A 13,386-nucleotide genomic window follows, 5' to 3' on the forward strand; every position below is an offset into this window, starting at 1 on the left:
CATTATGTTACATAAAAATACGCTTCTTTTCGCAGCATTATCCGCTGCTCTTTGGGGTAGTGCAACACAGGCAGCAAATGCCGCTGTGGTGGCCTCGCTCAAGCCGCTGGGGTTTATTGCTTCAGCTATTGCAGACGGGGTAACAGACACTGAGGTTCTGTTGCCTGATGGGGCTTCCGAACATGACTATTCACTGCGTCCATCAGACGTAAAACGCTTACAGGGCGCGGACTTAGTTGTTTGGATTGGACCTGAGATGGAAGCGTTTATGGAGAAGTCAGTCAAGAATATTCCTAACGCGAAACAGGTAACGATTGCGCAGCTCAATGACGTGAAACCGTTACTCATGAAAGGTGCCGATGACGACGATGACGATCATGGACACGATGATGCTGGCAGTGAAAAAAGTGACGAGCATCACCATCATGGCGATTACAACATGCATCTTTGGCTTTCCCCAGAGATAGCGCGGGCCTCAGCGGTTGCAATCCATGAAAAATTAGTGGAACTTATGCCGCAAAGTCGAGCCAAACTTGACGCCAACCTGAAGGATTTTGAGGCACAATTAGCCGCAACCGATAAGCAGGTAGGTAACGAGCTCGCACCGCTCAAGGGAAAAGGTTATTTCGTTTTTCATGACGCCTATGGCTACTACGAAAAACACTACGGACTAACACCGCTTGGTCACTTTACCGTGAACCCTGAGATTCAACCTGGTGCGCAGCGTTTACATGAAATAAGAACACAGTTGGTTGAGCAAAAAGCAACCTGCGTTTTTGCTGAGCCACAGTTCAGGCCAGCGGTCGTTGAAGCCGTCGCGAGAGGGACATCCGTTCGAATGGGAACGCTGGATCCGCTCGGAACGAATATCAAACTGGGTAAAACAAGCTATTCAGCGTTTTTGAACCAATTAGCCAACCAGTATGCGAGCTGCCTGAAAGGAGATTAATGAGGAAGTGAATACGTGCAACAGATAGCCCGCTCTGTCGCTCTGGCATTTAATAATCTGCCGCGACCCCATCGCGTTATGCTGGGGTCGCTTACCGTACTGACATTGGCCGTCGCCGTCTGGCGGCCTTATGTTTACCACCCCGATTCTGCACCCATCGTTAAAACTATCGAGCTGGAAAAAAGCGAGATTCGTTCGCTGTTGCCTGAGGCCAGTGAACCTATCGATCAGGCCGCGCAGGAAGACGAAGCCATTCCGCAGGATGAACTGGATGACAAAACGTCTGGTGAAGCCGGCGTGCATGAGTATGTCGTCTCCACAGGCGATACGCTGAGCAGTATTCTTAATCAGTACGGCATCGATATGGGCGACATCAGTCAGCTCGCTGCTTCCGATAAAGAACTGCGCAATCTGAAAATTGGTCAACAGTTATCCTGGACGTTAAGCGCGGAAGGTGACCTGCAGCGCCTGACCTGGGAAGTGTCCCGCCGTGAAACCCGCACTTACGATCGCACTGCGACAGGTTTCAAAATGAGCAGCGAAATGCAGCAGGGCGATTGGGTTAACAGCCGTATCAAAGGCACGGTGGGCGGAAGCTTTGTCGCCAGCGCCAAAGAGGCCGGACTGACCAGCTCTGAAATCAGCGCGGTGATTAAGGCCATGCAGTGGCAGATGGATTTCCGCAAACTGAAAAAAGGCGATGAGTTCTCAGTGCTGATGTCTCGCGAAATGCTGGACGGTAAGCGCGAGCAAAGCCAGCTGCTGGGCGTGCGTTTACGTTCTGAAGGCAAAGACTATTACGCCATCCGTGCTGAAGACGGTAAGTTCTATGACCGTAACGGTACCGGGCTGGCGAAAGGCTTCATGCGTTTCCCGACGGCGAAACAGTTCCGTATCTCCTCGAACTTTAACCCGCGTCGCCTGAATCCGGTGACTGGACGCGTAGCGCCGCACAAAGGTGTCGACTTTGCGATGCCGCAGGGGACGCCAGTACTGTCGGTAGGCGATGGTGAAGTGGTCGTAGCGAAGCGTAGCGGCGCTGCCGGATACTATGTTGCGGTACGTCATGGTCGCACCTACACCACCCGTTATATGCACCTGCGTAAGCTATTGGTGAAACCAGGTCAAAAAGTGAAACGTGGCGATCGTATCGCGCTGTCAGGTAACACCGGGCGTTCAACCGGTCCGCACCTGCACTACGAAGTGTGGATCAACCAGCAGGCCGTGAACCCTCTGACGGCGAAACTGCCGCGTACAGAAGGTCTGACCGGCTCGGATCGCACCGATTATCTGGCGCAGGTGAAAGAAGTTATGCCTCAGCTACGTTTTGATTAATTAGCACACTGATAAAGCCGGTACGCGATGCGTGCCGGCTTTTTTTATTTTGTACGGCGCATCGTGCGCCGCTACACTATCAACAGATCTACTTTTCGCCGCACCAGACACTGGAAGAGCATGGAAACGAAAAAAAAGAATATTGAGTATATCCCTGAGTTTGATAAATCATTTCGCTATCCGCGCTACTGGGGCGCCTGGCTGGGTGTAGCGGCGATAGCTGGGATTGCGTTAACGCCGGCGTCATTTCGCGATCCTATTCTGGCAAAGCTCGGACGGATGGTTGGACGTTTGGGAAAAAGCTCACGTCGCAGAGCACTGATCAATTTATCCCTTTGTTTTCCTGAACGCAGCGATGCTGAGCGCGAAGCCATTGTCGATGAGATGTTCGCGACAGCCCCTCAGGCGATGGTCATGATGGCGGAACTGGCCCTGCGCGGTCCGGAGAAAATTCAGAATCGGGTTGACTGGCAGGGCCTTGAAATCATCGAAGAGATGCGCCGCAACGATGAAAAAGTGATTTTTCTCGTTCCTCATGGCTGGGGCGTAGATATCCCGGCGATGCTGATGGCTTCCCAGGGACAGAAAATGGCAGCAATGTTCCACAATCAGGGGAACCCGGTATTTGATTACGTCTGGAACACGGTGCGCCGTCGTTTCGGAGGCCGATTACATGCACGTAATGATGGCATCAAACCGTTTATTCAGTCTGTACGTCAGGGATATTGGGGATACTACCTGCCGGATCAGGACCATGGGCCTGAGCACAGCGAGTTTGTCGATTTTTTTGCTACCTATAAAGCAACGTTACCGGCAATTGGTCGCTTGATGAAGGTTTGCCACGCGCGTGTAGTGCCGCTGTTTCCGGTGTATGACGGTAAAACGCACCGCCTGACGATTAAGGTCCGTCCTCCGATGGATGACATCCTGACAGCGGATGACCACACCATTGCCAGACGAATGAACGAAGAGGTGGAAATTTTTGTCACGCCTCATGTCGAACAATACACCTGGATACTGAAACTGCTTAAGACGCGTAAACCCGGCGAGATTGAGCCCTATAAGCGCAAAGATCTCTATCCGAAGAAATAAAAAAAAGCCTCTCAAACGAGAGGCTTTTTTACATCAAACGCTGGCGTTACTCGACGGTCAGAATACGCGTGGTGTTAGTTGAGCCAATAGTGCTCATCACATCGCCCTGTGTCACAATCACCAGATCGCCGGAAACCAGATAGCCTTTATCGCGCAGCAGGTTCACTGCTTCATTGGCGGCAACGACGCCATCTGTTTCGCTGTCAAAGTGAACCGGGGTGACACCGCGATACAGAGAGGTCAGATTCAGCGTACGTTCATGACGAGACATCGCGAAAATTGGCAGACCGGAACTGATACGAGAAGTCATCAGCGCAGTACGACCAGACTCCGTCATAGCGATAATAGCGGTGACCCCTTTCAGGTGGTTAGCAGCGTACATCGCTGACATCGCAATCGCTTCTTCAACGTTATCAAACTGCACGTCAAGGCGGTGTTTAGAGACGTTGATGCTTGGGATCTTCTCTGCACCCAGGCAAACGCGCGCCATTGCCGTGACGGTTTCCGCCGGGTACTGACCTGCTGCTGTTTCGGCAGAGAGCATCACGGCATCGGTACCGTCGAGGACGGCGTTAGCCACGTCCATCACTTCCGCACGAGTCGGCATTGGGTTGGTGATCATCGACTCCATCATCTGTGTGGCGGTGATGACCGCACGGTTCAGCTGACGCGCACGGCGAATCAACGCTTTCTGAATACCTACCAGCTCAGGGTCACCGATTTCAACACCCAAGTCGCCACGGGCTACCATCACTACGTCAGAAGCCAGGATGATGTCATCCATCGCATTCTGGTCGCAGACGGCTTCTGCACGTTCTACCTTGGCGACAATTTTCGCATCGCAACCGGCGTCGCGCGCCAGACGGCGGGCATAGTTTAGATCTTCGCCGCAGCGCGGGAAGGATACAGCCAAATAGTCAACGCTGATTTGCGCTGCGGTAATGATGTCGGCTTTGTCTTTTTCGGTGAGGGCTTCAGCAGAGAGACCGCCGCCCAGTTTGTTGATGCCCTTGTTATTGGACAGCGGGCCACCGACAGTGACTTCGGTGAAGACTTTCATGCCCTGAACTTCCAGCACTTTAAGCTGTACGCGACCGTCGTCGAGCAGCAGGATATCGCCAGGCACGACGTCTGCAGGCAGTCCCTTATAATCAATGCCGACTTTTTCTTTGTCGCCTTCGCCTTTACCGAGGTTGGCGTCTAACAGGAACTTGTCGCCAACATTAAGAAAAACTTTACCTTCTTTAAAGGTAGATACGCGGATTTTAGGTCCCTGCAGGTCACCCAAAATAGCTACATGACGTCCCAGTTTTGCGGCAATTTCACGGACCTTATCCGCCCGCAGTTTGTGATCTTCTGGAGAGCCGTGGGAAAAGTTCATACGTACGACGTTCGCACCCGCGGCGATAATCTTCTCAAGGTTGTTATCGCGGTCAGTTGCCGGGCCTAACGTGGTAACGATTTTGGTTCTGCGAAGCCTTCTGGACATGTAATACTCCGTTGACTGAAACAACTAGGTGTTGCGTGAACATTAATCCGGTCGTTCTCAAACATTAACGGTAAAATGAACGACCCGGATGATAAAAGGGTAGAACATTGTTATTGCTTTTAGCGGTCATCACTCTTGATGAGTAATTCTTTATCAAAACGCGATTCCTTGAGCGCTTCCTTGACACGCTTCAAGTTATCTCTAAATTTTGCCCCTCGGCGCAAAGTAAATCCTGTAGCCAGCACATCTATCACGGTCAGTTGAGCAAGTCGAGAGACCATGGGCATATAAATGTCAGTATCTTCCGGTACATCGAGGGTAATAGCCAGCGTGGCTTCACGCGCCAGTGGCGTGCCGGGAGAGGTGAGGGCGATAACCATAGCGTCGTTTTCCCTTGCTAACTGCGCCAGTTCAACCAGACTTTTGGTTCTTCCGGTATGAGAAATAAGCACAATGACGTCGTCGTCGCTACAATTCATACAACTCATCCGTTGCAGGACAATGTCGTCGGAATAGATTACCGGTACGTTAAAGCGGAAAAATTTGTTCATCGCGTCGTGCGCGACCGCGGCGGAAGAACCTAAACCAAAGAAGGCGATTTTCTTCGCCTGGGTTAACAAATCTACCGCCCGGTTTACCGCTGTGTTATCCAGCGACTGACGAACGTGGTAAAGGCTTGCCATCGCCGATTCGAAGATTTTCCCCGTATAAGATTCTACGCTGTCATCCTCATCCACATTGCGATTAACATAAGGGGTACCATTTGCCAGACTTTGTGCCAGATGCAGTTTAAAATCAGGGAAGCCGCGCGTATCCATGCTACGACAGAAACGGTTCACCGTCGGTTCGCTGACGTTGGCTTCTACAGCAAGCGCAGCGATGCTTGAGTGAATTGCCTGCTCGGGAGAGGCAAGAATAATGTCGGCGACTTTACGCTCTGACTTGCTCAAATGTTCCAGTTTTAACTGGATTTTTTCCAGCATATTCATGATGTAGGTAGACTCATGGGTCATGGGCAAAAACGATTTCAACGATAAGGGGAAATCGAGTGGTAACTCTGGTAGATAGTACCCCTGCTAGTGCAGCAACGGGGCAAAATGGACAAAATAGTTGTTGTTTTTTTTCATTACATGATCGGAGTCGGATTTTCATACTTCTTCATGGGTACGAAAAAGACGACTTTTTTATCCATTTTGATGGGTTATACGCCAATAAAGCGGCTGTTCGCGGTAACAGCACGGCTGGATAAGCGTTTACGGTTTCCGGATTCACGTAAAAGCAGTACAGTGCACTGTAATAAAATTACAACCAGTGTCTGGCAAAAGCACCAGGCACTTAATTGAGGAGAATGACATGGCGGTAACGCAAACAGCCCAGGCATGTGATCTGGTCATTTTCGGCGCGAAGGGCGACCTGGCGCGACGGAAATTGCTGCCTTCCCTGTATCAACTGGAAAAGGCCGGCCAGATTAACCCGGATACCCGCATCATTGGGGTTGGGCGTGCCGACTGGGACAAAGCAGCCTATACCAAGGTTGTGCGCGAAGCGCTCGAAACCTTCATGAAAGAAAAAATTGATGAAAGTTTGTGGGAAACCCTCAGCGGTCGTCTTGAGTTTTGTAACCTGGACGTCAACGACACCGCCGCGTTTAAGCGTCTGGGCAAAATGCTGGATCAAAAATCGCGTACCACCATCAACTATTTTGCAATGCCGCCTAGCACCTTTGGCGCGATCTGCAAAGGTCTGGGTGAAGCAAAGCTGAATGCTAAGCCTGCCCGCGTGGTGATGGAAAAACCGCTGGGTACATCACTGGCAACATCCCGTGAAATCAACGATCAGGTTGGCGAGTATTTCGAAGAGTGCCAGGTTTACCGCATCGACCACTATCTCGGCAAAGAGACGGTACTGAACCTGTTGGCACTGCGTTTTGCCAACTCCCTGTTTGTGAATAACTGGGATAACCGCACTATCGACCACGTAGAAATTACCGTGGCGGAAGAAGTGGGCATTGAAGGGCGCTGGGGCTACTTTGACCAGGCCGGTCAAATGCGCGACATGATCCAGAACCACCTGCTGCAGATCCTGTGCATGATCGCGATGTCTCCGCCGTCCGATCTGAGCGCCGACAGCATCCGTGATGAAAAAGTGAAAGTACTGAAATCACTGCGTCGTATCGATCGTTCGAACGTACGTGAAAAGACAGTTCGTGGTCAGTACACCGCCGGTTTTGCCCAGGGCAAAAAAGTTCCGGGATACCTGGAAGAAGAAGGTGCGAATAAGAGCAGCAACACGGAAACGTTTGTGGCGATCCGTGTGGATATCGATAACTGGCGCTGGGCGGGTGTTCCATTCTATCTGCGTACCGGTAAACGTTTACCGACCAAGTGTTCTGAAGTGGTGGTGTACTTCAAAACGCCTGAGCTGAACCTGTTCAGAGAATCCTGGCAGGACCTGCCGCAGAACAAGCTGACTATCCGTTTGCAGCCTGATGAAGGTGTCGATATCCAGGTACTAAACAAAGTGCCGGGGCTGGATCACAAGCATAACCTGCAAATTACCAAACTTGATCTGAGCTACTCCGAAACCTTCAACCAAACGCATCTGGCCGACGCTTATGAGCGCCTGCTGCTTGAAACGATGCGCGGCATTCAGGCGCTGTTTGTGCGTCGAGATGAAGTTGAAGAAGCATGGAAGTGGGTCGATTCTATTACCGAAGCCTGGGCAATGGACAACGACGCACCTAAACCGTATCAGGCCGGGACCTGGGGACCGGTTGCCTCTGTGGCCATGATTACCCGTGATGGTCGTTCCTGGAACGAATTCGAGTAAAATATCATCTAGCCCATAGGTGTTATTTTACCGGTAACATGATCTAACACAGATTGTAGAATAATTTTTGCACTTTTAAGCTCCGCGTGGATTCACCCGCGGGGCTTTTTTTATTACACTGCCTGAAACGATTTTGCCCCTGAGCTACGGCTAACAAGCGATTCAGCTGCTTTTAACCCAACTGAAACACATTGTTGATCCAACGCTCTGACAGATAAATTTTAGGAGCCTCTATGAATCCGAATTTGTTACGCGTAACAAAACGTATTGTCGAACGTTCTCGCGACACGCGTTCCGCCTACCTTGCCCGTATTGAACAAGCGAAATCGACTACCGTTCATCGTTCACAACTGGCGTGCGGTAACCTGGCGCATGGTTTTGCTGCCTGCCAGCCAGATGACAAGGCCTCGCTGAAAAGCATGCTGCGTAACAATATCGCGATCATTACCTCCTATAACGACATGCTTTCCGCGCATCAGCCGTACGAACATTATCCGGACATCATTCGTAAAGCGCTGCATGAAGCCAATGCGGTAGGCCAGGTCGCTGGCGGTGTTCCTGCGATGTGCGACGGTGTGACCCAGGGACAGGATGGGATGGAGCTTTCGTTACTGAGTCGCGAAGTGATTGCGATGTCGGCTGCTGTCGGCCTCTCACACAATATGTTTGACGGCGCGTTATTCCTTGGCGTGTGCGACAAAATTGTCCCGGGTCTGGTGATGGCGGCACTGTCATTTGGTCATCTGCCTTCGATCTTTATTCCCTCCGGCCCGATGGCGAGTGGTCTGGCGAACAAAGAAAAAGTGCGTATCCGTCAGTTGTATGCTGAAGGCAAAGTCGATCGCATGGCGCTGCTTGAATCCGAAGCGGCGTCTTATCACGCACCGGGGACCTGTACGTTCTATGGTACGGCAAACACCAACCAGATGGTGGTGGAGTTTATGGGGATGCAACTGCCTGGCTCCTCATTCGTACACCCGGATGCCCCGCTGCGCGAGGCGTTGACCGCCGCGGCTGCTCGTCAGGTAACGCGTCTGACCGGTAACGGCAATGAATGGATGCCGATCGGTAAAATGATCGATGAAAAAGTAGTGGTGAACGGTATTGTCGCGCTGCTGGCGACCGGGGGGTCAACCAACCATACAATGCACCTGGTTGCGATGGCGCGCGCAGCCGGGATTCTGATTAACTGGGACGACTTCTCCGATCTGTCCGATATCGTGCCGTTGATGGCGCGTCTGTATCCGAATGGTCCGGCAGATATTAACCACTTCCAGGCAGCGGGTGGCGTGCCGGTGTTAATGCGCGAACTGCTGAATGCGGGTCTGCTGCATGAAGATGTGAACACCGTTGCTGGGTTTGGTTTGTCGCGTTACACCATGGAACCCTGGCTCAACGATGGTGAACTGGACTGGCGCGAAGGGGCAGCGAAGTCGCTGGACAGCAATGTGATTGCTACCATCGATCAGCCATTCTCCCACCACGGCGGTACCAAAGTGCTGAGCGGTAACCTCGGACGTGCTGTGATGAAAACGTCGGCGGTTCCGGTAGAAAATCAGGTAATTGAAGCGCCCGCGGTTGTTTTTGAAAGTCAGCATGATGTATTGCCGGCCTTCGATGCGGGACTGCTCGACCGTGATTGCGTAGTCGTTGTGCGCCATCAGGGGCCAAAAGCAAACGGAATGCCAGAATTACATAAACTCATGCCGCCACTTGGTGTATTATTGGACCGTTGTTTCAAAATTGCGTTAGTTACCGATGGACGACTTTCAGGTGCTTCAGGTAAAGTGCCTTCAGCAATCCATGTAACCCCAGAAGCCTACGATGGCGGGCTGCTGGCAAAAGTACGCGATGGTGACATCATTCGTGTGAATGGACAGACAGGTGAATTGACGCTGCTGGTTGATGAAGAGGAACTTGCTTCTCGTCAGCCTCACATTCCTGACCTCAGCGCATCGCGCGTGGGCACAGGCCGTGAAATGTTCAGCGCGTTGCGTGAAAAGCTGTCCGGTGCGGAACAGGGCGCAACCTGTATCACTTTTTAAGACTTATTTTGTAATCAGGCGAGAGAAAACTCTGATGAAAAACTGGAAGACAAGTGCAGAAGCAATCCTGACCACTGGCCCGGTTGTACCGGTTATCGTGGTTAATAAACTGGAACACGCAGTGCCGATGGCAAAAGCGCTGGTTGCAGGCGGCGTGCGCGTTCTGGAAGTGACCTTACGTACAGCATGTGCGATGGATGCCATTCGCGCGATCGCAAAAGAAGTTCCGGACGCTATCGTTGGTGCAGGTACTGTACTGAATCCACAACAGCTGGCTGAAGTTACCGAAGCCGGTGCACAGTTTGCTATCAGTCCGGGTCTGACCGAGCCGCTGCTGAAAGCCGCAACGGAAGGTACTATTCCGCTGATCCCTGGTATCAGCACCGTGTCTGAACTGATGCTGGGTATGGACTACGGTTTGAAAGAGTTCAAATTCTTCCCTGCTGAAGCAAATGGCGGTACCAAAGCGCTGCAGGCAATTGCGGGTCCGTTCTCTCAGGTGCGTTTCTGCCCAACCGGCGGTATCTCTCCGGCGAACTACCGTGACTACCTGGCACTGAAAAGCGTGCTGTGCATCGGTGGTTCCTGGCTGGTTCCGGCGGATGCGCTGGAAGCGGGTGATTACGATCGTATTACCAAGCTGGCTCGTGAAGCAGTAGAAGGCGCGAAGCAGTAAGTCGTTAATGCGTAAACCGTAGGTCGGATACGGCATCAATGTTTTATCCGGCCTACGGGTCTGGTTTTTATCCTGCGACTTTCACCTGTGCGGCTGCGTCTTTCGCGCGTATCACCGCATCTTCAATACTCTGTGCTGTGGCCAGCACAACGCCCAAACGACGGCTCCCGTCGATTTCCGGCTTGCCAAAGAAACGCACTTGCATACCCGCACCTACAGCGGCTTGTACGTTATCAAATGTGATATTCTGGCTGGTAAGTTGCGGCAGAATAACGGCGGAAGCAGAAGGTCCATACTGGCGGATTTCGCCAACGGGCAGACCGAGAAATGCACGTACGTGCAGGGCAAACTCAGACAGATCCTGCGAAATTAAGGTCACCATACCCGTGTCGTGAGGGCGAGGGGAGACTTCGCTGAAAATCACCTCATCACCGCAGACAAACAGCTCCACGCCAAACAGTCCGTGACCGCCCAGCGCCAGTACCACCTTGCGGGCTATTTCCTGCGCGCGCGCCAGCGCCAGGTCACTCATCTGCTGCGGCTGCCAGGACTCGCGATAATCGCCATCTTCCTGGCGATGACCTACCGGCGCGCAGAAATGCACACCATCAACGGCGCTGACGGTTAGCAGGGTGATTTCAAAATCAAAATTCACTACGCCTTCGACGATAACGCGTCCGGCGCCTGCCCGGCCTCCCTGTTGAGCATAGTTCCACGCCTCGGTGAGCTGATCGGCTGAACGGATAAAGCTCTGCCCCTTGCCGGAAGAACTCATGACCGGCTTCACAATGCAGGGATAGCCGATTTCGGCAACGGCCTCACGGAAGCGTGTTTCGGTGTCTGCAAAACGGAAAGATGATGTGGGTAAAGACAATTCTTCGGCGGCGAGACGACGGATTCCTTCCCGGTTCATGGTCAGTTGGGTCGCTCGTGCGCAAGGCACAACGTGTTGACCTTCCTGTTCCAGTTTGACCAGCATATCCGTGGCAATCGCCTCTATTTCCGGCACGATGTAATGTGGTTTTTCACGCTCGACAAGCTGGCGTAATGCCTCGCCATCCAGCATGTTAATTACGTAGGAGCGATGGGCTACGTGCATGGCTGGCGCGTCGGGGTAACGATCCACGGCAATGACTTCCACACCCAGGCGTTGGCATTCAATCGCCACTTCTTTACCCAGTTCACCTGAACCTAATAACATCACTCGCGTTGCTGCGGGACGCAGCGCTGTGCCTAATAACGTCATAAATTAATCCCCTGTTTTATCTGGGCGCAGTATATACGAAAACGTTTGCGTCTGTCTTTATTACCAGGTTGATTTCAGGGCTTAAAAAGAATATACTGTACATAAATACAGGTGATTTAAGAGGCTGCAAAAATGGCGGTTGAAGTTAAATACGTAGTCATTCGGGAAGGTGAGGAAAAAATGTCGTTTACCAGCAAAAAGGAAGCCGATGCGTATGACAAAATGCTGGATACAGCAGATCTGCTCGACACATGGCTGGAACAATCGCCGGTAGCGCTTGAAGACGAGCAGCGTGAAGCTCTCTCCCTGTGGCTGGCTGAGCAAAAAGATGTGCTGAGCGCCATTCTGAAAAACGGCAAGCTGCCTTCGCCACAGGCTGTCGAAAACGATGCGCACGCTGAGGATGATACTCAGGCTGCCTGAAACGACTTGCGCTCCTGACGTTTTGTACCATGCTTTTCCCTGAATCATTGTGCAATTCCTGACGATATTTCACGTTGCCGCAGGCAACCTGAAGGACGAAGGGGAGATTAAGGAGAAAAGAATGTATAAAAAAAGAGCGTTATTGAGCCTGCTGTTATTGTCTGCCAGCGTATCGGTATTTGCGGCAAATATGGAAAGCAAGAATGCTCAGTTCCCCAAGTGCGAAGGACTGGATGCTGACGGTATTGCGGCAAGCGTGAAACGTGACTATCAGCAAAATCGCATCGCGCGCTGGGCTGACGATCAAAAACGCGTCGGTCAAGCCGACCCTGTCGCCTGGGTTAGCACGCCCGATATTACGGGCAAAGACGCGAAATGGTCAGTTCCCCTGACGGTTCGTGGTAAAAGCGCAGATATTCACTACCTGGTGAAAGTCGACTGCAAAGCCGGAACGGCCGAGTATCAGCCGCAGTAACGCAGGTATTTGCACATCTTTTGATGACCTGAACACTTCCTGACATCCCCTCGGGTACGCTTTGATGATTATTCGTCTGTACTTGAGGGGCAAAATGGCTAATTGGCTGAATCAACTACAATCTCTTCTTGGGCAAAAAGGATCCTCCGCGTCATCTTCTGGCGAGCAAGGGCTGAGTAAACTTCTGGTTCCAGGCGCGTTAGGCGGTCTGGCAGGATTACTGGTTGCCAACAAATCTTCACGAAAATTGCTGAGCAAATACGGCACCAGCGCGCTTCTGGTGGGCGGCGGTGCGGTTGCCGGTACCGTGTTATGGAACAAATACAAGGATAAGGTTCGCGCTGCGCATCAGGATGAGCCGCAGTTTGGCGCACAAAGTTCACCGCTGGATGAGCGCACCGAGCGTCTGATCCTGGCGCTGGTTTTTGCGGCGAAAAGCGATGGACATATTGATGCCAAAGAACGAGCGGCCATTGAACAGCAGCTCCGTGAAGCGGGCGTGGAAGAGCAGGGCCGCGTTCTTATTGAACGTGCTATTGAACAACCGTTAGATCCTCAGCGCCTGGCGCAGGGCATCCGCAACGAAGAAGAAGCGCTGGAAATTTACTTCCTGAGCTGTGCGGCGATTGATATCGACCACTTTATGGAGCGTAGCTATCTCAATGCGCTGGGCGATGCGTTGAAGATCCCGCTGGATGTTCGTGAAGGCATTGAACAGGATCTCAAAGAACAAAAACAGGCTTTACCGGGTTAATTACTTACCGCTAAGGCGCATGTTTCGCTTGCATCATTGCTGTCTTTTGCCACCCTTATAGGATGTTTAAGCA

Annotated in this window: 12 protein-coding genes; 9 read left to right on the top strand and 3 right to left on the bottom strand. The window is 52.0% G+C overall.

Annotated features, from left to right (window positions below; all coding sequences use genetic code 11):
• Window positions 1-4: 4 nt before the first annotated feature.
• The 3 genes from znuA (at window position 5) to lpxM (ending at window position 3,376) form a co-directional block, all read left to right on the top strand.
• Window positions 5-949, top strand: a complete 945-nt coding sequence (znuA, locus tag OGX94_RS14750; RefSeq protein WP_063940898.1) for a zinc ABC transporter substrate-binding protein ZnuA — start codon at window positions 5-7, stop codon at window positions 947-949.
• 15 nt (window positions 950-964) lie between these two features.
• Window positions 965-2,284, top strand: a complete 1,320-nt coding sequence (mepM, locus tag OGX94_RS14755; protein WP_003833825.1) for a murein DD-endopeptidase MepM — start codon at window positions 965-967, stop codon at window positions 2,282-2,284.
• Between the two features lie 120 nt (window positions 2,285-2,404).
• Window positions 2,405-3,376 (top strand): lauroyl-Kdo(2)-lipid IV(A) myristoyltransferase, encoded by a 972-nt coding sequence (lpxM, locus tag OGX94_RS14760; RefSeq protein WP_126957908.1) that lies wholly within the window; start codon window positions 2,405-2,407, stop codon window positions 3,374-3,376.
• Between the two features lie 46 nt (window positions 3,377-3,422).
• Here lpxM and pyk read toward each other — a convergent pair whose 3' ends face one another.
• Complete coding sequence (gene pyk, locus OGX94_RS14765; protein WP_003833821.1) at window positions 3,423-4,865, bottom strand: pyruvate kinase; 1,443 nt, start codon at window positions 4,863-4,865, stop codon at window positions 3,423-3,425.
• Between the two features lie 119 nt (window positions 4,866-4,984).
• Window positions 4,985-5,854: a MurR/RpiR family transcriptional regulator gene (locus tag OGX94_RS14770; protein WP_286569514.1), complete on the bottom strand. Its 870-nt coding sequence runs from the start codon at window positions 5,852-5,854 to the stop codon at window positions 4,985-4,987.
• A gap of 364 nt (window positions 5,855-6,218) precedes the next feature.
• On the opposite strand from OGX94_RS14770, the gene zwf reads away from it, so the two are divergent.
• The 3 genes from zwf (at window position 6,219) to kdgA (ending at window position 10,415) form a co-directional block, all read left to right on the top strand.
• Window positions 6,219-7,694 (top strand): glucose-6-phosphate dehydrogenase, encoded by a 1,476-nt coding sequence (zwf, locus tag OGX94_RS14775; RefSeq protein ID WP_003833817.1) that lies wholly within the window; start codon window positions 6,219-6,221, stop codon window positions 7,692-7,694.
• A gap of 233 nt (window positions 7,695-7,927) precedes the next feature.
• Window positions 7,928-9,739 carry a phosphogluconate dehydratase gene (gene edd, locus OGX94_RS14780; protein WP_008785050.1) on the top strand — a complete coding sequence of 604 codons (1,812 nt, stop codon included), beginning with the start codon at window positions 7,928-7,930 and terminating at the stop codon, window positions 9,737-9,739.
• Between the two features lie 34 nt (window positions 9,740-9,773).
• On the top strand, window positions 9,774-10,415 hold the full coding sequence (gene kdgA, locus OGX94_RS14785) for a bifunctional 4-hydroxy-2-oxoglutarate aldolase/2-dehydro-3-deoxy-phosphogluconate aldolase (RefSeq protein ID WP_003034901.1): 642 nt from the start codon (window positions 9,774-9,776) through the stop codon (window positions 10,413-10,415).
• 67 nt (window positions 10,416-10,482) lie between these two features.
• On the opposite strand, the gene purT is transcribed toward kdgA, so the two are convergent.
• Window positions 10,483-11,661 carry a formate-dependent phosphoribosylglycinamide formyltransferase gene (purT, locus tag OGX94_RS14790; protein ID WP_003833812.1) on the bottom strand — a complete coding sequence of 393 codons (1,179 nt, stop codon included), beginning with the start codon at window positions 11,659-11,661 and terminating at the stop codon, window positions 10,483-10,485.
• Between the two features lie 132 nt (window positions 11,662-11,793).
• Between purT and yebG the strand changes: the two genes are divergently transcribed.
• The 3 genes from yebG (at window position 11,794) to OGX94_RS14805 (ending at window position 13,313) form a co-directional block, all read left to right on the top strand.
• Window positions 11,794-12,084 (top strand): DNA damage-inducible protein YebG, encoded by a 291-nt coding sequence (yebG, locus tag OGX94_RS14795; RefSeq protein WP_003833810.1) that lies wholly within the window; start codon window positions 11,794-11,796, stop codon window positions 12,082-12,084.
• Between the two features lie 121 nt (window positions 12,085-12,205).
• Window positions 12,206-12,559, top strand: coding sequence for a protein YebF (gene yebF / locus OGX94_RS14800; RefSeq protein WP_257661892.1), 354 nt, complete (start codon window positions 12,206-12,208; stop codon window positions 12,557-12,559).
• Between the two features lie 94 nt (window positions 12,560-12,653).
• Window positions 12,654-13,313 (top strand): tellurite resistance TerB family protein, encoded by a 660-nt coding sequence (locus OGX94_RS14805; RefSeq protein WP_063940875.1) that lies wholly within the window; start codon window positions 12,654-12,656, stop codon window positions 13,311-13,313.
• Window positions 13,314-13,386: the final 73 nt, after the last annotated feature.

Source organism: Citrobacter sp. Cpo037, from assembly GCF_030332945.1.
GTDB classification, from domain to species: domain Bacteria; phylum Pseudomonadota; class Gammaproteobacteria; order Enterobacterales; family Enterobacteriaceae; genus Citrobacter; species Citrobacter portucalensis.

Coding starts and splice junctions, on each gene's coding strand:
- lpxM (WP_126957908.1), top strand. CDS start 2,405: ATGGAAACGAAAAAAAAGAATATTGAGTATATCCCTGAGTTTGATAAA.
- purT (WP_003833812.1), bottom strand. CDS start 11,661: ATGACGTTATTAGGCACAGCGCTGCGTCCCGCAGCAACGCGAGTGATG.
- zwf (WP_003833817.1), top strand. CDS start 6,219: ATGGCGGTAACGCAAACAGCCCAGGCATGTGATCTGGTCATTTTCGGC.
- yebF (WP_257661892.1), top strand. CDS start 12,206: ATGTATAAAAAAAGAGCGTTATTGAGCCTGCTGTTATTGTCTGCCAGC.
- pyk (WP_003833821.1), bottom strand. CDS start 4,865: ATGTCCAGAAGGCTTCGCAGAACCAAAATCGTTACCACGTTAGGCCCG.
- znuA (WP_063940898.1), top strand. CDS start 5: ATGTTACATAAAAATACGCTTCTTTTCGCAGCATTATCCGCTGCTCTT.
- OGX94_RS14770 (WP_286569514.1), bottom strand. CDS start 5,854: ATGAATATGCTGGAAAAAATCCAGTTAAAACTGGAACATTTGAGCAAG.
- OGX94_RS14805 (WP_063940875.1), top strand. CDS start 12,654: ATGGCTAATTGGCTGAATCAACTACAATCTCTTCTTGGGCAAAAAGGA.
- kdgA (WP_003034901.1), top strand. CDS start 9,774: ATGAAAAACTGGAAGACAAGTGCAGAAGCAATCCTGACCACTGGCCCG.
- yebG (WP_003833810.1), top strand. CDS start 11,794: ATGGCGGTTGAAGTTAAATACGTAGTCATTCGGGAAGGTGAGGAAAAA.
- edd (WP_008785050.1), top strand. CDS start 7,928: ATGAATCCGAATTTGTTACGCGTAACAAAACGTATTGTCGAACGTTCT.